General features: G+C 59.9%; 19 protein-coding genes and 1 tRNA gene. 5 read left to right on the top strand and 15 right to left on the bottom strand.

Annotated elements, in window-relative coordinates:
- The 7 genes from trkA to ACLTXB_RS08295 form a co-directional block, all read right to left on the bottom strand.
- The coding region (gene trkA / locus ACLTXB_RS08325; RefSeq protein ID WP_428226633.1) for a Trk system potassium transporter TrkA at nt 1-884 on the bottom strand (884 nt) is incomplete at its 3' end.
- A 65-nt stretch (nt 885-949) separates the two neighbouring features.
- Complete coding sequence (locus tag ACLTXB_RS08320) at nt 950-1,597, bottom strand: hypothetical protein (protein ID WP_428226632.1); 648 nt, start codon at nt 1,595-1,597, stop codon at nt 950-952.
- A 185-nt stretch (nt 1,598-1,782) separates the two neighbouring features.
- A complete protein-coding gene (locus tag ACLTXB_RS08315; RefSeq protein ID WP_428226631.1) occupies nt 1,783-2,070 on the bottom strand; it encodes a GIY-YIG nuclease family protein in 288 nt (95 codons plus the stop codon).
- Complete coding sequence (locus tag ACLTXB_RS08310) at nt 2,070-3,524, bottom strand: sensor histidine kinase (RefSeq protein WP_428226630.1); 1,455 nt, start codon at nt 3,522-3,524, stop codon at nt 2,070-2,072. Before ACLTXB_RS08310 ends, ACLTXB_RS08315 begins: the two co-directional genes overlap by 1 nt.
- A 28-nt stretch (nt 3,525-3,552) precedes the next feature.
- Entirely contained in the window at nt 3,553-4,059 is a 507-nt protein-coding gene (locus tag ACLTXB_RS08305; RefSeq protein ID WP_008981520.1) for a hypothetical protein, read from the bottom strand.
- A 26-nt stretch (nt 4,060-4,085) separates the two neighbouring features.
- Nucleotides 4,086-4,760, bottom strand: a complete 675-nt coding sequence (locus ACLTXB_RS08300) for a response regulator transcription factor (RefSeq protein WP_428226629.1) — start codon at nt 4,758-4,760, stop codon at nt 4,086-4,088.
- 41 nt (nt 4,761-4,801) lie between these two features.
- Entirely contained in the window at nt 4,802-5,410 is a 609-nt protein-coding gene (locus tag ACLTXB_RS08295; RefSeq protein WP_110442034.1) for a ubiquitin, read from the bottom strand.
- Between the two features lie 161 nt (nt 5,411-5,571).
- Here ACLTXB_RS08295 and ACLTXB_RS08290 point away from each other — a divergent pair, with 161 nt between their 5' ends.
- The 5 genes from ACLTXB_RS08290 (at nt 5,572) to ACLTXB_RS08270 (ending at nt 8,350) form a co-directional block, all read left to right on the top strand.
- On the top strand, nt 5,572-6,741 hold the full coding sequence (locus ACLTXB_RS08290; RefSeq protein ID WP_428226628.1) for a hypothetical protein: 1,170 nt from the start codon (nt 5,572-5,574) through the stop codon (nt 6,739-6,741).
- An 11-nt stretch (nt 6,742-6,752) separates the two neighbouring features.
- Complete coding sequence (locus ACLTXB_RS08285) at nt 6,753-7,067, top strand: hypothetical protein (RefSeq protein WP_110442036.1); 315 nt, start codon at nt 6,753-6,755, stop codon at nt 7,065-7,067.
- 54 nt (nt 7,068-7,121) lie between these two features.
- Nucleotides 7,122-7,631 (top strand): DUF6512 family protein, encoded by a 510-nt coding sequence (locus ACLTXB_RS08280; protein ID WP_428226627.1) that lies wholly within the window; start codon nt 7,122-7,124, stop codon nt 7,629-7,631.
- Nucleotides 7,632-7,650: 19 nt separating this feature from the next.
- A complete protein-coding gene (locus ACLTXB_RS08275) occupies nt 7,651-8,253 on the top strand; it encodes a 4'-phosphopantetheinyl transferase family protein (protein WP_428226626.1) in 603 nt (200 codons plus the stop codon).
- Between the two features lie 21 nt (nt 8,254-8,274).
- Nucleotides 8,275-8,350 (top strand) — tRNA-Arg (locus ACLTXB_RS08270).
- 424 nt (nt 8,351-8,774) lie between these two features.
- Here the strand turns inward: ACLTXB_RS08270 and ACLTXB_RS08265 are convergent.
- The 8 genes from ACLTXB_RS08265 to ACLTXB_RS08230 all read right to left on the bottom strand — a co-directional run bounded on the left by ACLTXB_RS08265 (nt 8,775) and on the right by ACLTXB_RS08230 (nt 18,088).
- Entirely contained in the window at nt 8,775-10,052 is a 1,278-nt protein-coding gene (locus ACLTXB_RS08265) for a serine dehydratase subunit alpha family protein (RefSeq protein WP_428226625.1), read from the bottom strand.
- A gap of 176 nt (nt 10,053-10,228) precedes the next feature.
- The gene (locus ACLTXB_RS08260; RefSeq protein ID WP_428226624.1) at nt 10,229-11,185 is read right to left on the bottom strand and encodes a DUF4179 domain-containing protein; all 957 of its coding nucleotides are present in this window, start codon (nt 11,183-11,185) and stop codon (nt 10,229-10,231) included.
- Nucleotides 11,175-11,672, bottom strand: a complete 498-nt coding sequence (locus ACLTXB_RS08255; RefSeq protein WP_110442041.1) for an RNA polymerase sigma factor — start codon at nt 11,670-11,672, stop codon at nt 11,175-11,177. The genes ACLTXB_RS08260 and ACLTXB_RS08255 overlap by 11 nt, the downstream gene beginning before the upstream one ends.
- A 472-nt stretch (nt 11,673-12,144) precedes the next feature.
- On the bottom strand, nt 12,145-13,446 hold the full coding sequence (eno, locus tag ACLTXB_RS08250) for a phosphopyruvate hydratase (RefSeq protein WP_428226623.1): 1,302 nt from the start codon (nt 13,444-13,446) through the stop codon (nt 12,145-12,147).
- 337 nt (nt 13,447-13,783) lie between these two features.
- Complete coding sequence (gene gpmI / locus ACLTXB_RS08245; protein WP_428226622.1) at nt 13,784-15,298, bottom strand: 2,3-bisphosphoglycerate-independent phosphoglycerate mutase; 1,515 nt, start codon at nt 15,296-15,298, stop codon at nt 13,784-13,786.
- Between the two features lie 78 nt (nt 15,299-15,376).
- Nucleotides 15,377-16,150, bottom strand: coding sequence for a triose-phosphate isomerase (gene tpiA / locus ACLTXB_RS08240; RefSeq protein WP_020989873.1), 774 nt, complete (start codon nt 16,148-16,150; stop codon nt 15,377-15,379).
- A 126-nt stretch (nt 16,151-16,276) separates the two neighbouring features.
- Complete coding sequence (locus ACLTXB_RS08235; RefSeq protein WP_428226621.1) at nt 16,277-17,473, bottom strand: phosphoglycerate kinase; 1,197 nt, start codon at nt 17,471-17,473, stop codon at nt 16,277-16,279.
- A gap of 99 nt (nt 17,474-17,572) precedes the next feature.
- The gene (locus tag ACLTXB_RS08230) at nt 17,573-18,088 is read right to left on the bottom strand and encodes a tRNA (cytidine(34)-2'-O)-methyltransferase (RefSeq protein WP_008981534.1); all 516 of its coding nucleotides are present in this window, start codon (nt 18,086-18,088) and stop codon (nt 17,573-17,575) included.
- Nucleotides 18,089-18,126 lie beyond the last annotated feature (38 nt).

Genomic DNA, 18,126 nt, shown 5'->3' with positions numbered 1-18,126 from the left:
GCGGACATGCGCTCAGACTCCAGCAGCTCCTGGTCGGTGCCGTCGCCGCAGATAACGGTGGTGCGGGGCATCATCTCGCTGACCAGACGGCAGCGCTTTTCGCTCAGCTCCACGATCTTGACCCGCATCTTCATCTTTTCCAGAATGGCGGTGAGGTACACCGAGATCTTGCCGCCGCCCACAATGAATACCGTCTTTACCTTGGGGCTGTACCGGCCCAGCAGGCGGAAGAACTGGTCCAGGCTGGTGGGGCGACCGATGAGATAAAGCTTGTCCCCCACTTGGGGCACAAAGGAGCCGTTGGGGATGGTGACCTCGCCGTCCCGGTCTACGGCACACACCAGCAGGGAGAGCTGCTTGACCTGGGCAGACAGGGCGTGGAGGGGCTGGTTGACCAGGAAGTCCCCCTCCTGCAGGCGAAAGCCCATCAGCTCCACCCGGCCGCGGCAGAAGGTCTCGATGTTGGCCGCCGAGGGGAAGCGTAGCAGGCGGGAAATTTCCACCGCCGTGGCGTTTTCCGGGTTGATGACCATATCGATGCCCATGTTCTTTTTCAGCTCGTGCAGACCCAGGTTATACTCCGGGTTGCGGATGCGGGCGATGGTGTACTTGGCTCCCAGGTGCTTGGCGGTGAGACAGCAGACCATGTTCACCTCGTCGGAGTTGGTGGCAGCTACCAGCAGGTCGGCGTCCTCCGCTCCCGCTTCCCGCAGGGTGTCGGTGGATACGCCGTTGCCCTTGACGCTCATAATGTCCAGCGCGTCGGTGGCCCGGCGCAGGGCGCTGTCTTGGGTGTCCACGATGGTAATGTCATGCTTTTCGTTCAAAAGCTGCTCTGCCAGAGAAAAACCGACTTTTCCGGTGCCTATAATGATGATTTTCACAGTATCGGCAAGCCTCTCTTTCTAATATGAAAGCCGTCTTCGGCTGAAGGATGATCTCGGGTGCATCAGATGGTCCACTCTCCGTGGACCACACCCACCAAATACCAGGAGGTTTTCTCTCCCAGGAACACCAGCTTGAGGGAACACCAATCCAGTCCCTCGTTGGCAGGGTCCCGGCTGGGATAGCAGAAATCTACAAAGTGGCAGTCTGGGTAGGCCTCGGTCAGATTTTCCAGGGCGTTGCCGCTGGTGATGATCTGGTCTACGCCCACCTTAGGGGCCTGTGTATAGTCCGCATCAAAGACGAAGCGGGTAAAATACTCCGACATGGTCATTTGGATGGACTCGCCCCGGCCGTCCTCATAGCCCCAGGTGTAGGTGCTGGTATCCGACGACAGATTCTTGATCTGATCGGCGGTAAAGTTCTGGTCGCGCTGAAGGTCTACCGTGGAGTAGGGGGTAAAGGTCACCCCGCGGGTGGGATGCACATAGGTGGACAGAGTCTCGTAGTCCTGGTCATGCAAGGCGTTGGTGACCGCGGCGGCAGTGTGAAGCAGGCTGGTCGTGTTTACCGCGGGTTCCGAGGGAGTCTCTTCCTTTTGAATCACGGCAGCGGGCGTTGCGGCGGCAGGGTGCCGCAGCGATACGGAACACAGCAGCCCCAGAACAAATCCAGACACCAGCAGGATCAGGGGGATGGCAGCGCGCTTCATCGGATAAGCATCTCCTTTTCCGGTCGTTGGTGTAAGAAGGGGGTGCGGAGAATGTGATAAGAAATCAGCATACATTATAGTAGTGATACAGGGAAAAAGCAAGAGAGGAAGGGCATTCTGCAAAAAAATAGCATTTGAAAAAAACGCATGCCTCGTTTTGAAAAACGAAAGCAAAAAAAGACGCCCTAAGGCGTCTTTTTTTCAGTGGGTATAGGTGGGTCAGAAAGAGGGGGCGCGGCGGCGATCAGGGCCAGTTTCTCCTTGCGGGTGAGGCGCTTTAAGGCGGCCTCCCGGCGCAGGGCCTGACCGTGATCCCCGGCCTGCTCCAGATAGACCAGGGAGACCGGACGGCGGAAGCGGGTATACTTGGCGCCCTGCCCGGCGTTATGCTGCTGAAGGCGGCGCGGGGGATCGTTGGTGCAGCCGGCGTACAGGGTGTCGTCGGCGCAGCGTAGCAGATAGACATACCACATTATCCTGCCTCCTGTTCCGGCAGCGCCAGAGGCAGCAGAAAGGAGATGCGGGTGCCCACACCGGGGCGGGAGACCACTTCAAACCATCCCTCGTGGCGCTCCACGATCCAGCGGGCAATGGACAGACCCAGCCCGGTGCCCCCGGTTTTCCGGTCCCGGGACTGGTCGGTCCGGTAAAAGCGCTCAAAGATGTGGGGGATGCTCTCAGGAGGAATGCCGTCTCCCTCATCCTGTACGGTGAGACGGGCGTAGCGCTCCTGGGTGGAGAGACGCAGATAGATCCGGCTGCCCGGGGAACTGTATTTGATGGCGTTGTCCATTAAAATGCGCATGACCTGTTTGATCAGTCCCTGGTCGGCCCGTACCGGGACCGGCTCCTCTCCCCAGCGGGGCAGGAACACCCGGTCGGGGCAGATCATCTCTTCCTCCCGCAGTACCTCGCCGGCCAGAGCGGACAGATCAAACAGACTGGGTTTCACCGGCTGGGTATCGTTATCTCCCCGGGCTAAGAAGAGAAGCTGCTCCACCAGCTCCTCCATGGACTTGGCCTCGGAGCGGATGGCGCTGATGGACTCCTGCAGGGCCTCCGGGTCGTCCTTGCCCCAGCGGTCCAGCAGGGCGGCGTAGCCCTGGATGACGGCGATTGGGGTGCGCAGCTCGTGGCTGGCATCGGAGACGAAGCGGGCCTGGGCGCTGTAAGCCCGGTTGATGCGCTCCAGCATGGCGTTGATGGACTGGGCCAGAGAGCGCAGCTCCTTTTGGGTGGCGGGCAGATCGATGCGGCTGTCCAGATGCTTGGCGTTGATCTTCTCCAGCTCCCCGGCCAGGGCCTCCAGCTCCTGGCGGGACATGTGGGTCATGGAGCTGAGGCGGGAGGCGGTGGCGGCCAGCTCCTGAAGGGGGCGCAGCACCTTGCGGATGGAGCGGTTGTTGCCAAGCAGGCTGGTGAGCAGGAAGATGCCCTGAAACACCAGAACCACAACTCCCGCCCAGTACAAGGTCTGGAAGATGCCGGTCAGGTTAACCGTGATGGCGTAGGGGGTGGTCTCGCTGGGCATCTGGATCTGGTAATAGCGGCTTAAGTCCCACAGCCGCAGACCGTCGGCGGTCTCCTCCCGGATGGGGAGCCAGGCGAAAACGGGCACCGGGTAGCCTGTGGGCTCCCCGTCCAAAAGAGTGATGGTGTAGTCGCTGGCCTCCATCCAGGCCAGGGCGTCCTGGGTGGGGACGCCCCGCTCCTCCACCAGGGCGGCCACATCGGCACAGCGGTTTTCTCCGTAGAGGATCAACCCGCACAGAGCCATACCGGCCAGCAGCAGGTCCAGCACCACAAAGATACACAGCTGGCGGAAGAAAAATCCCAGATTCAGCCGAAAGGCCAGAGAGGTGTCCCGGGCGGTGGAAATGGGGGCCGTGGGGGGCGGAGAGTGAAAGCGCTGCCGTTTTTTTGCCATGACGGCCCTCCTTTCTCAAAAAGGATGATTACGCTTGGGTTTTGAGCCAGGCGCGGATGGAATCCAGGTTCTCAAAGGCCACAAAGCTGCCCCCGTGCAGGAGCATGTCCAGCATGGCCTGCTCCTGGGGGGTGCGGGCGGAGCCTTTGGCCTCCAGGGATTGACGGGTGGAGCGGGTGACCATGTTCACCATCCGCCGCTTGAGCCATCCCACCTTTTTGGGAGCCCAGCCGCCCTGAAGATAGAACAGGGGCGCGTCCCCCACATAGTTGGACCGGCGCAGAGAGGCCATGGTGCCCTCGCCGGGCTGGGACATGCCCACGCCGCATACGCCCTGGATCTTCCAGCGCTTCATAGACCGGTCCAGACCGCCGATGTGTCCGGCGGTGAGAGGTCCCATATAAAACACCTGGGCGTCGGACAGGAGCTGGCGCTCCGCCTCGGCCAAGGTGTAGGTCTTCATCTTTTCTGCTTTGCCCAGCATCTGGGCGTACTCCTTGGTAAAGCCGGTGTGAGACTGGTAGACGATTACCATTGCAATAACTTCCTTTCTGTGTGGCGTCAGGACTCCCGGATCACATAGCCCACGCCGCGCACGGTGTGGATGAGCTTGATGCAGAAGGCCTCGTCGATCTTGCTGCGGAGAAAGCGGATGTACACATCCACCGAGTTGGTCTCTCCCACAAAGTCAAAGCCCCATACGCTGTCCAGCAGGGCCTCCCGGGTGAGTACCCGGCCCTTGTTCTCCAGCAGCTGGTGCAGAAGATCAAATTCTTTCTTGGTCAGCTCCACACTCTGTCCCCGGACGCTTACCTGGTGGCGCTCCACATCCATAGCCAGCTCTCCGGCGGTGAGGATGCTGCCGGTGTGGACAGCCCGTTTGCGCAGAGCAGCCCGGATCCGGGCCAGCAGCTCCTCGATGGCAAAGGGCTTGGTGATATAGTCGTCCGCCCCGGAATCCAAACCGGATACCTTGTCGATGACGCTGTCCCGGGCGGTGAGCATGATAACGGGCAGGTCGCTCTCCCGGCGCAGACGGCGCAGCACCTCCATCCCGGAAAGCTGGGGCAGCATGATGTCCAGCAGCACCAGATCGTACTTGCCGCTTAGAGCCTGCTCCAGCCCGCTGCGCCCGTCAAAGGCCTTGGTCACCTCATAGCCCTCATAGCGCAGTTCCATCTCCACCATCCGGGCCAGCTTCTCCTCGTCCTCCACCAGAAGGATCTTCTCTGCCATTGAGTTCGCTCCCTTACGTTGAAAATTTTGATTCCAAATAGTTATTTCTTGCGGTTGTTATACTTATCGTGCTGGTTTTTCAGCTCTTCCATCACCTGGCGGCCCAAGTCGGCGGCGGTATCGGCCACACTGCCCATCACGCCGTTGATGGTCTCGTCCTCCAGATCCGGGCCGGAGATCTGATACCGGAAGCCAAAAAACAGGCCCAGAAGCAGCAGGGGCAGCGAGACCCAGGGAGCAAAGAGTACCAGTACAATCAGCACCAAAATGGGCAGAGAGGTCACCGGCTGGCCCCGCCGCCAGATCTCCAGCTCATTGTCAATGAGCCAGCGGCGCAGGGTTCCGAACAGGGTCTTGCCGCTGACTACCTTCACCCCTATGCCCTTAAACTTCTTTTTCTTTCCTTTTTCCGTCCCGTCCGTTTTCTCCCCCAGAGGGGCAAGCTCCTCCTGGGAGGGAGGCGGCGGAGGCGTTTCATTTCGTGTGGAGTAGTAGGCCCCCTGGGGACGGGGAATGGCGCCCTGCTCCTCCAGATAGATCAGGGCGTCCAACAGATTGCCGCCGCTGTACTCCAGGGCCTGCTTGGCCTGGCCGTAGGACACGTCGGCTTTTTCACGCAGGCGTTCCACCTGCTCCAGGGTAATTTCCATGGTGTTAGCTCCTTTCCCCAGATTGTGCCATAAGGATACCACACGCGGGTTGAAGGGTACTTTACCCTTTCTTAAAAATGGGTTAAAGGGGGGCTGTCTTGCCCAACTGATTATACTATGATATAATTTCGCTAGCAAGTGCCGGAAAGGAGGCAAAGACGGTGAAGAAATGGAAAAAGCGGACGGCGCTGGCCCTGGTACTGACTCTGCTGGTGGCGCTGCTGAACACCGCTCAGGCAGCGGGAAATATCTATCTGACGGCAGTCAATGAGAGCGTGCTGGAGCTCACATCGGATACTATGCCAACCTGGTCGGGGGGCGTATTGTACGTGCCCTACACCGTCTTTGACAGCAGCTATACCGGCATCAATTTAGGTATCAGCAGCAGTTACAGCCGGGACGGCGGGACCGTCACCCTGTATAACCTGCAGCAGATGATGATCTTCGATCTGAACCGGGGGACATGCTATAATCCCATCACGGAAGAGACCATCTCCGGCCGAGCCATTCTGCGCAACGGAAGACCCTATGTGCCGGTTGCTACCGTGTGCAGCTTTTTTGGCCTGTCCTACTCGGTCATTGATATTGACGAGGGGTATATCGTGCGCATCAAAAGCTCGGCGGTGGTGCTCAGCGATGCCTGGTTTGTGGACGCGGCCCAGAACTCCATCCGCAGCCGGATCCGGGATTACAACCAGGCCAACCAGAGCCAGCCCACCCCCGGCGTACTGCCCCCCACCAACAATACGGAGGATCCCCAGCCCGAGATCACTGTGCCAGACGATCCGGATGACACCAGTGTGATCCCCGCCTATCTTGGTTTTTCCTGTGAGGATGCCCAGGGGCTGAGTGAGATCCTGGATACGCTGGACAGCTACAGTCAAAGGGCGATTTTTTTCTTTGACGCAGAGGGCCTGGAGCGGGAGGACGATCTGATCTTCCGGATTCTGGGCAGCGGACACAGCATCGGGCTGATTGCACAGGGCCGCACGGCGGCCGGTGCCCGCCGCCTGTTGGAGCAGGCCAACGAGACCCTCAGTGAGGTGGCCTATACCCGCGCCTCGGTGGTCCTGGTGCCGGAGAACCAGCGGGAGGAGCTGGAGCAAGAGGGGTGGATCTGTTGGAACGAGACGGCTTCGGCGGTCCCGGATCAGGGTGTGAGCGCCAGTACCTATGCAAACAAGGTGCTCAGCCGCATCAGCGGAAACCATGCCCGGGTGTACCTCACGCTGGATGGCAGCAGTGAGACGGCCCGGGTGCTGCCCACTCTGCTGCGCCGCCTATCCGCAGAGGGCTACGGGGTCAGCGTACCCCTGGAGACCAGATTGTAAGGAGTTACGCCATGGATTTGACACGCAATATCGTGCCCACATCGGCCCAGGCGCCCCGTGTGGCACGGCTGACCCGACATCTGAAGGCACGTCTGGAGGACTTTGGTCCGGGAGGACCGGAGGTGGTCCAGGCGGACCAGGCCACCGGAACGGTCCGTTTCCGGGTGCCTGGGAAGGACAGCGTCTGGCTTCAGCAGCAGTTGGGGGAGCGCTGGAACATTCAAATCCAGGTGGAAGACGGCTTGGCGGTATGCCGCCTGGGACCGGATACCCCCTTTGAGGGGCTGGACCGGCTGTGGGGCTGTCTGTTTGAACTGGTAGGATAAGCGCATAAAAATTGAAACGGCGGCATAAGGTTTCTCCGAGAGAGGTGAGACCTTATGGTATATGAAAAAAAGCAGCTGCTCCTGGCCTTTGTGCTGGCGGTACTGGCAGGAGCAGGGCTGCACTTTGTCTACGGGCTGTGTCCCAACGGGGTCACAGCCCTGTTTTCACCGGTGAACGAGAGTATTTGGGAGCACACCAAAATTTTATTCTGGCCCTATCTGGTGTCGGCGGTGTGGCTCACCTGGGGGAGGCCCACCGGCCTGCGCCCCTGGCTGCTGACGGGAGTGGGGATCAGCCTGGCCATGTTGGCGGTGGGATACCTTCTCCATGTGGTGCTGGGCTGGAACAGCCTAGCAGCGGACCTGGTGCTGTACGGTGTGCTGATGGCTCTGGGCTTCTGGCTGCCCACCCGCATGGCCGGACCGTTCCAGGGCCTGCGGTGGCATTTGCCTGCTCTGTTGGCGGCGCTGCTGGTGACGGCCATGGTGTGCTTTACCTTCCGCCCGCCTCAGGGAGTTCTGTTTGCCGATTTCTCCCAGGAGAGCGGGCAGCAAATGAAGTAGAGAGAAGGAGTACCTCCACATGATACTTTTGGGGATCAACGATCTGGCCCGGCGGGAGCAGGCCAGAGAGCTGCTGGCCTGGGGAGCAGAGCGGTACTGGGGGTTGTCTCCCTTGCCGCAGATCGCGGCAGGGGAGCGGGGAAAGCCCTGGTTTCCCGCCCATCCCCAGCGTCACTTTAACCTGAGCCACAGCGGAAAGCTGGCCCTGTGTGCCCTGGCCGACGGGGAGGTGGGGGTGGATATCCAGGAGATGCGGGCCGCCTGGCGGCCTTCTTTGGTGGAGCGTACCTGTCGTCCGGAAGAGCGGGCCTGGCTGGCCAGCCTGGGAGATCGGGGAGAGGACTTTGCCCAGCTCTGGGCGCTGAAGGAGAGCGCAGGCAAGCAGACAGGCTACGGCCTGCCCTACCCGCCCAGCCGTCAGGCGGTGCCTGTGCCCCCGCTGGGGGAGCCCTATGATCCCGGGCAGATCTACACCCTGGGAGAGATCCAATTTCGTGTCTATCTGGGGGAAAATTGGCGGGGAGCGGCCTGCGGTATGGAGGTTCCCCCCCAGGAAATCCAGTGGGTAAGCGGACTGGGAAAGGAAATTAACCCTTTACAAGGAGATGAGAATCTGCTATAATAACGGAGAAACTTAAGAGATGCGCCCGTAGTTCAATGGATAGAGCGTCAGATTCCGGTTCTGAATGTTGGGGGTTCGAGTCCCTTCGGGCGTACCAGGCTAGGATAGGTCGTAAGGCCTATCCTAGCTTTTTTATTTTTATAACTGCTGCGCTCTGTTGCCAATCAGGCTTCGTGCCATGCACTCGCCTTCTTGGGAAGGGACCCGCAGCGGCCCGGCGCGCCTCCGGCGCACCGGGCTGCGCTTCGGCTTCGGGCGTACCAAAAAGAAAGACATCTGCATATTGCAGATGTCTTTCTTTTTGGGTTCCGGCGGCCAGAGGCCGCCTCCACCCTTCGGCGATTAAAATGCTCGGGCGAAGTGAATTCGCCCTGCGCCAAGGTTTTCGCCAAGGGCGAAAACACTTGTACGGCGCATAAGCGCCGCGGCCCAGAAGGGCCGTTTTGGGATCGGTTCAAAAAACTTTCTTTACACAGAACAAACGCCGGGCAGGTACACAGTACCTGCCCGGCGTTTATTTATCAGTTACCCAGCATGATATTCAAAATCTCATTGTCGGTGGACTTCATGCCCACCCGGCCCATACGGCCGATGTTGCTGATGGTCTCCTCCACGTCCTCGTTGACCAGACCCTCACCGGGCTGGAAGGTGCGGTTGTGCAGTCCCATCTTCATGCCCAGCAGGGCGGTCTCCACGGCGGTGGCGATTTTGGCGGCGCAGGAGGACTTGGCTCCGTCGCACACCATGCCGCCCACGGTGGCAATGGTGTTGGTGATGGTGTCGCACAGCACCTCATAGGGGTAGTCCAGCAGGTAGCAGATGCCGCAGGCGGCTCCGCAGGCGGCGCTGACCACGCCGCAGTAGGCGGACAGGCTGCCGATATAGCTCTTCTGGTGGATGGAGATGAGGTTGGCGGCCACCAGCGCCCGCAGCAGCTTCTCCCGGGGGACGCTGTGCTCCTGGGCGTAGATGATTACCGGCACACTGACCGTGATGCCCTGGTTGCCGCTGCCCGAGTTGATGACCACCGGCATGGGGCAGCCGTTCATCCGAGCGTCAGAGCCGGCGGCGGCGTAGGCGCGGGCGCGGATGTGGACGGGAGGATCGGTGTAGCCCTCCAGCAGGACACGGCCCACCTCGGCGCCGTAGGAGTGCTCCAGACCCTCCCGGCAGATAGCCATGTTGCACTCGATCTGGGGAGTGAGGATGGGTTCTACCTCGGAGAGCTTCACCTCGTCGGCAAACTCCAGAATGTTTTTCACCGTCAGCAGGCTGCGGTCGCCGCTCTGCTGGATCTTCTCCTCCTTGGTGACGATGACACCGGGGCAGTCCACCCCGTCCTTCTGCATCCGGGTAATATTTTTGTGGGTATTCTGGATCTCCACCAGGGCGGAGTGCTCCCCGGCGGTGAGCTCCACCACGATGTACAGGGTGGCTACATTTTCAATGAGCTTGCAGGAGCAGAAGTCGCCCTTCAGCAGTTCCCGCACCTTGGCGCGGTGCTCGTCGGTGATACCCTCCAGCACGGCCAGCTCCAACTCGGGGTTGCCGCCTACAATGCCCAGGGTGGCGGCTACGTCGATACCCCGCAGGCCGCCGGAGTTGGGGACGGTGACGCCCATGACGTTTTTGACAATATTACCGCTGCAATGGACAGTGCAGTGCTCGGGCATCTCTCCCAGCAGCTGGCGGGCCTTGGCGGCGGCGTAGGCGATGGCAATGGGTTCGGTGCACCCAAGGGCCATGGACAGCTCCGAGCGCAGAATGGTCAAATGATTCTCATACAGTGCCTGATCCAAACAGATACACCCTTTCTTGTTGCTCGTTTTTCCAAAAGCGCAGGTTCTCACAGGGCTTTCTCGCGTAGGAGAAAGGATTCTTTCCCCATTATAGCCTGTCTTGTGGAAAGCCGCAAGGGGAAGAGAAGGGCCGGTTCACTTGCGAACCGGCCCTGGTAGAAATAGGACGAATTTAATTATTTCCGAATCACACTTCCCTGGTCTGAAGTGTTCAACGTAATGGTCCAACAGGGCAGCTCCAAACGGACGATGTCTTCGGGAGATACAGGCTCTGAGAAGTACCAAGTGCTTGTGGTGTGTCCGGTGCCGCCTGTGCCAACGCTTTTTTCAGCGGTTTCCGTATGTCCATCTGCAAATACGACATTCATATTATCCGTTTGGATAAAACTATCTGGGCCGCCCTCCAGAACGATGCCGATGGGGCTGATTTTCAGGGTGTGGAAATCGGAGTGATCGCCTGCGTCCAGGGAGACTGTTCTGGTTTCCAGAGGAGTGAGTGTGAAGGGAATCTCCCAAGTCCCGTAAATGGATTCCCGTCTGCCTCCATAATAAAAAGCAATCCCGTCAATACAGAGATTCCAGTCTCTCATCTGACTGTAATTCTCACCTGCCGCATGCAATTCGACCAATGCGGTGTGGGTATCTTCCTCATATCCAAGGAGTTTGGTCCCGGAGGTCATGCCTCGAATCTCAGTGCCTTCCTTTGGAGTGAGGAAATCGATTAAGATGTCACAGATGTTTTCCATGGGCTGCGTCCCGGTATGATCCTGCACTTCCAGGTAGATGCGGACGGTGTACTCGTCTGCCATAGCAGATAGCAGGCGGATTTCCACTCCCTGGTCCACGGCAGAAGCGTCTTCAAATGGCGTGGTATAGGCTTCGAAAAGACCCAGAGCCCGGCTAAGCTTTTCCCGCAGCGTGGGAGAGATAGCCAGAGCGGAGCCGGTCAGAATCAGCACAGCAGCCATAATGGCGATGATCCGCCGCCCCAGTCGTTTTTTGCTCCTGGCCTGGGCAGGCAGCTCCTCCAGGCGCTTCTCCAGCCGCTCCTCAAAGTCCTGGGGAATGGGGCAGACCTCTATCCCTGCACGCCCTTTCATTTGGGCGTCAAAGTCCTTCCAATCAAAATCCATATGCTTCCTCCTCGCGCAGCAGCGCTCTCAGACGTTCCCGCCCTCGGCTCAGCCGGGATTTTACCGTTCCCTGGGCAACCCCCAAAGTCTTGGCGATCTCCGCCACCGGCATGTCCTCATAATAGTAGAACATCACAGCCAGCCGCTGGTCCTCCGGAAGGCGCAAAACCGCATCCCACAGACCGGATGGCTCCGGGAGCGGCGCACTCCCTGCCGCCTGGCTCAGATCGTCCATATAGACCACCCGCTGCTGGCTTCGCCGCTGGCCATAGGCACAGTTGACGGTGATCTTCAGCAGCCAGCGCCGGGCGGCAGCCTGGTTTTTCAGTTTGGGAAGGGCCTGCCAGGCCAGCAAAACTGCCTCGCCTACCGCATCCTCCGCGTCGGCGTCGCAGTCCAGAATGGCACGGGCGGCGCGGAACATGGAATGGCTGTGTTCCCGTATCAGGGCGGCGAAACGCTGCCGGTTGTCCTGGTTGTTCTCCATGGGGTTCACCTCGTCTCTTGTTGTCCGGACGTCTTATAGATGCACGGGAAAGAGATTCGGTTCCATTTTATCAAATTTTTTTGTAGAAGTCTTATCTGAGCGCGCAGAGGCGAAGCTTTGCAGGAAGTTCTTTGCCAAGCTTTCTTTCAAGAAAGCGGGAAAAACAAAGCCGCCCCTAAGGGCGGCTTTGCTTTGAAAGTTTAAATAAACTTAGCGCAGGTTGAAGAAAGCCTTCATGCCGGGATACTGAGGATCTCGCCCAGCCTCCCATGGTGTGCTCAGGCACACCATGGGTACCCGCTGTTTTTATATGCTCGGGCGAAGTGAATTCGCCCTGCGCCAAGGTTTTGCCCCTTGGGCAAAACGCTTGTACGCGCCGTAAGGCGCGCCCCGCCCGTGGCGGGGACCCCGGAGGAGCTGGGCAAGAAAAAAGCAGGACCGCAAAAGCGGTCCTGCTTGTAGTTGGAAGGAATTACTTCAGGTTGAAGAAAGCCTTCATGCCGGGATACTGAGCGATCTCGCCCAGCTCCTCCTCGATGCGGAGCAGCTGGTTGTACTTGGCCACACGGTCAGTACGGCTGGGAGCGCCGGTCTTGATCTGGCCAGCGTTCAGAGCCACAGCGATGTCAGCAATGGTGGCGTCCTCGGTCTCGCCGGAACGGTGAGAGACGATGGCGGTGTAACCAGCGCGGTTGGCCATCTGGATGGCGTCCAGGGTCTCGGTCAGGGTGCCGATCTGGTTGACCTTGATCAGGATGGCGTTGCCAACCTTCTTCTCAATGCCGGTAGCCAGGCGCTCCACGTTGGTCACGAACAGGTCGTCGCCAACCAGCTGCACGCGGTCGCCGATGGCCTTGGTCAGCATAGCCCAGCCTTCCCAGTCGGTCTCGGCCATGCCGTCCTCCAGGGAGATGATGGGGTAGTTGTCGGCGAACTTCTTCCACATGTTGACCAGCTGCTGCTGAGTCAGCTTCTTGCCGGACTTGGGCTGGACGTAGCACTTCTGCTCGTCGTCCCACCACTCGGAGGAAGCAGCGTCGATGGCGATCTTGAAGTCCTCGCCGGGCTTGTAGCCGGCCTTCTCGATGGCCTCAACGATGACCTTCAGAGCGTCCTCGTCCTTCTTCAGGTTGGGAGCATAGCCGCCCTCGTCGCCAACACCGGCGGCGGGAGTGCCGTTCTCCTTCAGCACGGTCTTCAGGGTGTGGAAGACCTCAGCGCAGCGGCGCAGAGCCTCGCGGAAGGAAGGAGCGGAGACAGGCATGATCATGAACTCCTGGATCTCCACGTTGTTGGTGGCGTGAGCGCCGCCGTTGAGGATGTTCATCATGGGAACAGGCAGCTGCTTGGCGTTAACGCCGCCGATATAGTTGTACAGAGCCACGCCCAGGGACTCGGCAGCAGCCTTGGCGCAAGCCAGGGAAGCGCCCAGAATGGCGTTGGCGCCCAGACGGCTCTTGTTGGGGGTGCCGTCCAGCTCGATCATGGCCTTGTCGATGGCGACCTGGTCCAGAACGTTCATGCCGATCAGGCACTCAGCGATCTCGGTGTTCACGTTCTTCACAGCGTTCTCAACGCCCTTGCCCATGTAACGGCTCTTGTCGCCGTCACGCAGCTCGCAGGCCTCATAGATACCGGTGGAAGCGCCGGAGGGAACGGAGGCACGGCCCATGGTGCCGTCCTCCAGGTACACCTCGACCTCAACGGTGGGGTTGCCGCGGCTGTCCAGGATCTCACGGCCCAGGACGTCAACGATCTCGATCATCTGCTTCATGGGAATCAATCTCCTTTCCAAAATGCGGCGGAGCTTGTCCGCCAAGGGGAAAATGGATTATTAAAACGCGGGGCGTGTCCCCGCTTATAGGGGAACTAAGTTATCAGTTGAGAATCAGGGTCTCTCCGTCCATCTCCTTGGGCTTTTCCAGGGCCCAAACGGACCAGCCCGTTTGGGTTCCCATAAATTTTAAATGCTCGGGCGAAATGAATTCGCCCTCCGCCAAGGTTTTGCCCTTTAGGCAAAACGCTTGTACGGCGCAAGCGCCATCCCGCCGTTGGCGGGGACATGGGCCGGAAAAGCCCGGGTAATGTGACAGAAAAACCAGATTAAGCAATTAGTTGAGAATCAGGGTCTCTCCATCCATCTCCTTGGGCTTTTCCAGGCCCATGAGGTCCAGCATGGTGGGAGCGATGTCAGCCAGACGGCCGTCACGCAGCTTCACGCTGGCGCCCACGATATAGAAGGGAACCAGATTGGTGGTGTGAGCGGTGAAGGGATCGCCCTTCTCGTCCACCATGTGCTCGGCATTGCCGTGGTCGGCGGTGATGAGAGACACGCCGCCCATCTTGGAGGTGGCCTCCACAACCTTGCCCACGCACTCGTCCACAGTGGACACGGCCTTCAGAGCGGCCTCGTACACGCCGGTGTGGCCCACCATGTCGCAGTTGGCAAAGTTGAGGATGATCACGTCATAGTTGCCGCTCTCGATGCGGCGCACAGCCTCCTCAGTGACCGCATAAGCGGACATCTCAGGCTGCAGGTCGTAGGTAGCAACCTTGGGGGAGGGGATGAGCACCCGATCCTCGCCGGGGAACACCTGCTCCACGCCGCCGTTGAAGAAGAAGGTCACATGGGCGTACTTCTCAGTTTCGGCAATGCGCAGCTGGGTCATACCCTGCTTGGAGATATACTCGCCAAAAATGTTTTCCAGCTTCTGACGGGGATAAGCCACAGTGACGTTGGGCATGGTGGCGTCATACTCGGTGGTGCAGATAAAGTCCACAGAGAGGAAGCCGGTCTTGCGCTCTACGTCGGTGAAGTCCTCGTCCACGAAGCAGCGGGTGATCTCACGGGCGCGGTCAGGACGGAAGTTGAAGAAAATAATGGAGTCGTTGTCGTGGACCTTGGCGTCCTTGCAGCAGACCACAGGCTCCATGAACTCGTCGGTCACGCCGGCGTCATAGGAGGCCTGAACAGCCTGAGCAGCGTCCTCAACAACAGGGCCGATGCCGCAGGCCATCGCGTCGTAGGCCCGCTGCAGGCGGTCCCAGCGCTTGTCACGGTCCATGGCGTAGTAGCGGCCCATAACAGTGGCGATCTCACCGATGCCCAGCTCCTGGATCTTGGCCTGGAGCTGCTCCACGTAGCTCTTGCCGGAGCTGGGGGGCACGTCACGGCCGTCCAGGAAGCAGTGGACATAGACCTTCTTCAGACCCTGCTCCTTGGCCATCTTCAGCAGAGCGAACAGGTGAGTGATGTGGCTGTGAACACCGCCGTCAGACAGAAGGCCCATCAGGTGCAGGGAAGAACCCCACTCACGGCAGTTGTCCATGGCCTCCAGGAAGGCGCTGTTCTTGAAAAAGTCCCCGGTCTGAATGTCCCGGGTGATGCGGGGCAGGTCCTGGAAGACCACCCGGCCAGCGCCCATGTTGGTGTGGCCGACCTCGCTGTTGCCCATCTGGCCCTCAGGCAGACCCACGTCCAGGCCGGAGGCAGACAGCTTACAGCCGGGGCAGTCCCGGAAGATGTGGTCCAGATTGGGGGTGGAGGCGTTGGCCACCGCGTTGCCAGCGTCGGGGCTGGTGAGACCAAAGCCGTCCATAATGATCAAAGTGGTAGGAGTTTTCATGAAAAATGTTTCCTCAATTCTGATCAAAGTTGGAGCAGACAGCATGACAGGCATCCTGTCTGCTCCACACCGTAGTACTTACTCTTGATTAGCAGAGTTAATGATCTGCACGAAGTCAGCGGGCTTCAGGCTGGCGCCGCCGATCAGGCCGCCGTCCACGTCGGGCTGAGCCAGCAGCTCAGCGGCGTTCTTGGCGTTCATGGAACCACCGTACTGGATGGTGACAGAGCGGGCCACGTGAGCGCCGTACAGCTTGCGGATGACGGCACGGATGGCCTGGCAGACCTCGCCGGCCTGCTCGGCAGTGGCGGTCTTGCCGGTGCCGATAGCCCACAGGGGCTCGTAGGCGATGACCACGTGACGCATCTTGTCGGCGGGCACGCCGGCCAGAGCGCACTTGACCTGGTAAGCGATCAGCTCCATGGTCACACCCAGCTCACGCTGCTCCAGGCTCTCGCCCACGCAGATGATGGGGAACAGGCCGGCATTGATGGCGGCGTGGACCTTCTTGTTGACGGTGAAGTCGGTCTCGTTATAGTACTGGCGGCGCTCGGAGTGGCCGATGATGACGTACTTGGCGCCGGCCTCCTTGATCATCTCAGCGGTGATCTCACCGGTGTAAGCGCCGTGATCCTCATAGTGGCAGGTCTCAGCGCCGATGGCGATGTGGCAGTCCTTGAACAGGCGGACGGCGGACTGAATGTTGGTGGCGGGCACACACAGCACCACGTTGCACCACTTGCCGCGGGGCATGATGGGCTTGAGCTCCTCAGCAAAAGCCTTGGTCTGGGACAGGGTGTTGTTCATCTTCCAGTTGCCGGCGATGATAGTCTTACGGTAACGACGATTCATGTTCTTTTTCTTCCTTTCCTTTATACGGGTGCTGTGGGAGATGATATAGAACCGGACTGCCCGCCGCCCTGGCACACAGGCCGGGGCGGGGGAGTTCGGAATAATCAAACAAGACGAATGGAGAAATTAGGCGTCGAGCAAACAAGCCACGCCGGGCAGCTCCTTGCCCTCCATGAACTCCAGGCTGGCGCCGCCGCCGGTGGAGATGTGGGTCATCTTGTCGGCATAGCCCAGCTGCTGCACGGCAGCCGCGCTGTCGCCGCCGCCGATGATGGTGATGGCGTTGCTGTTGCTCAGGGCCTCGGCCACAGCCTGGGTGCCCTTAGCGAAGGCGGGGAACTCAAACACGCCCATGGGGCCGTTCCAGATCACGGTGCCGGCATCCTTCACGGCGTTGGAATAGGCCTCGATGGCCTTGGGGCCGATGTCCATACCCAGGCAGTCGTTGGGGATGTTCATGCTGTCTACCAGGATGGGCTCAGCGTCGGCGGAGAACTCTTTGGCGCAGATGGTGTCCTCAGGCAGCAGCAGCTTTACGCCCTTCTCCTGAGCCTTCTTCATCATGTCGTTGCAGTAGTCCAGCCAATCCTCTTCCAGCAGGGACTTGCCGATGGAGCCACCCTGAGCCTTCAGGAAGGTGTAGGTCATGCCGCCGCCGATGATGATGGTGTCGGCGATCTCCAGCAGGTTGTTGATGACGCCGATCTTGGAGGAGACCTTGCTGCCGCCCAGGATGGCAACCAGAGGACGCTTGGGGTTGGCCAGAGCGCCGCCGATGATCTCCAGCTCCTTCTGGATCAGGAAGCCGCTGACAGCGGGCAGGTAATCGGCAACGCCGGCGGTGGAGGCGTGAGCGCGGTGCACAGCGCCGAAGGCGTCGGACACATACACCTCAGCCATGGAAGCCATGGCCTTGGCCAGCTCGGGATCGTTCTTGGTCTCACCCTTCTCAAAGCGGGTGTTCTCCAGCAGCATGATCTGACCGGGCTTCAGAGCAGCGGCCTTGGCCTGGGCGTCGGGACCCACCACGTCGTCGGCCATGATGACCTCTTTGCCCAGCAGCTCGCTCAGACGCTTGGCCACGGGCTTCAGGCTCAGGGAGGGGACGACCTCACCCTTGGGCTTGCCCATGTGGGAGCAGGCGATCACAGCGGCATTCTGATCCAGCAGGTACTGGATGGTGGGCAGAGCGGCGCGGATACGCTTGTCATCGGTGATGACGCCGCTGCCGTCCTTGGCCATGGGCACGTTAAAGTCGCAGCGCAGCAGAACCTTCTTGCCGGCGACCTCGATGTCCTTGACAGTTTTCTTGTTGTAATTCATGGGAAAACGCTCCTCTCTTCGCAAATAAATGGAACAGGGAAAAACTTTCCGAAATCACCCGCGGCTCGGGGGACCGGCGCGGTGAGACTCGTCCAATGTTCAGCGTGCCCCGGACGGGAGGGAACCATCCCGCCCTCCTGCCATCTCACCCACGCCGGACAGTTGGGGGAACCCCTGCTGGCGCAGCGCCTCGTAGGCCAGAATGGCTACGGAGTTGGACAGGTTGAGGCTGCGGGCGTCCGCCCGCATGGGAATTCGGATACAGCGGTCATAGTGGGCCAGACGGAACTCCTCCGGCAGGCCTGCCGTCTCCTTGCCGAAAAACAGGTAGCAGTTGTCGCGGAACGTGGCTCCGGTATAGTCCTGCGGGGCCTTGGTGGTGGCCAGCCACAGGTCGGGGTTGGGGTTCTCAGCGAAGAAGTGCTCCAGGTTTCGGTATACACGCAGATCCACCATGGGCCAGTAGTCCAGCCCGGCCCGGCGCACCGCTTTTTCGCTGATGTCAAAGCCCAGAGGCTCAATGAGGTGCAGGCGGCTGCGGGTGGCGGCGCAGGTACGGGCAATGTTGCCGCAATTTTGGGGAATTTCAGGTTCAACTAAGACGATATTCAGCAACTTAGACCCTCCTCGCGTGTCGGGTATCATTGTATTCC

The organism is Flintibacter sp., from assembly GCF_046973065.1.
Note: the sequence above shows the minus strand (reverse complement) of the source record. Positions and strands in the feature narration are given on the sequence as shown.

Bases quoted from the DNA above. Each gene is read 5' to 3' on its own strand.
- ACLTXB_RS08320 (WP_428226632.1), bottom strand. From the start codon at position 1,597: ATGAAGCGCGCTGCCATCCCCCTGATCCTGCTGGTGTCTGGATTTGTT.
- ACLTXB_RS08315 (WP_428226631.1), bottom strand. From the start codon at position 2,070: ATGTGGTATGTCTATCTGCTACGCTGCGCCGACGACACCCTGTACGCC.
- ACLTXB_RS08310 (WP_428226630.1), bottom strand. From the start codon at position 3,524: ATGGCAAAAAAACGGCAGCGCTTTCACTCTCCGCCCCCCACGGCCCCC.
- ACLTXB_RS08305 (WP_008981520.1), bottom strand. From the start codon at position 4,059: ATGGTAATCGTCTACCAGTCTCACACCGGCTTTACCAAGGAGTACGCC.
- ACLTXB_RS08300 (WP_428226629.1), bottom strand. From the start codon at position 4,760: ATGGCAGAGAAGATCCTTCTGGTGGAGGACGAGGAGAAGCTGGCCCGG.
- ACLTXB_RS08295 (WP_110442034.1), bottom strand. From the start codon at position 5,410: ATGGAAATTACCCTGGAGCAGGTGGAACGCCTGCGTGAAAAAGCCGAC.
- ACLTXB_RS08285 (WP_110442036.1), top strand. From the start codon at position 6,753: ATGGATTTGACACGCAATATCGTGCCCACATCGGCCCAGGCGCCCCGT.
- ACLTXB_RS08280 (WP_428226627.1), top strand. From the start codon at position 7,122: ATGGTATATGAAAAAAAGCAGCTGCTCCTGGCCTTTGTGCTGGCGGTA.
- ACLTXB_RS08275 (WP_428226626.1), top strand. From the start codon at position 7,651: ATGATACTTTTGGGGATCAACGATCTGGCCCGGCGGGAGCAGGCCAGA.
- ACLTXB_RS08260 (WP_428226624.1), bottom strand. From the start codon at position 11,185: ATGGATTTTGATTGGAAGGACTTTGACGCCCAAATGAAAGGGCGTGCA.
- ACLTXB_RS08255 (WP_110442041.1), bottom strand. From the start codon at position 11,672: ATGGAGAACAACCAGGACAACCGGCAGCGTTTCGCCGCCCTGATACGG.
- eno (WP_428226623.1), bottom strand. From the start codon at position 13,446: ATGAAGCAGATGATCGAGATCGTTGACGTCCTGGGCCGTGAGATCCTG.
- gpmI (WP_428226622.1), bottom strand. From the start codon at position 15,298: ATGAAAACTCCTACCACTTTGATCATTATGGACGGCTTTGGTCTCACC.
- tpiA (WP_020989873.1), bottom strand. From the start codon at position 16,150: ATGAATCGTCGTTACCGTAAGACTATCATCGCCGGCAACTGGAAGATG.
- ACLTXB_RS08235 (WP_428226621.1), bottom strand. From the start codon at position 17,473: ATGAATTACAACAAGAAAACTGTCAAGGACATCGAGGTCGCCGGCAAG.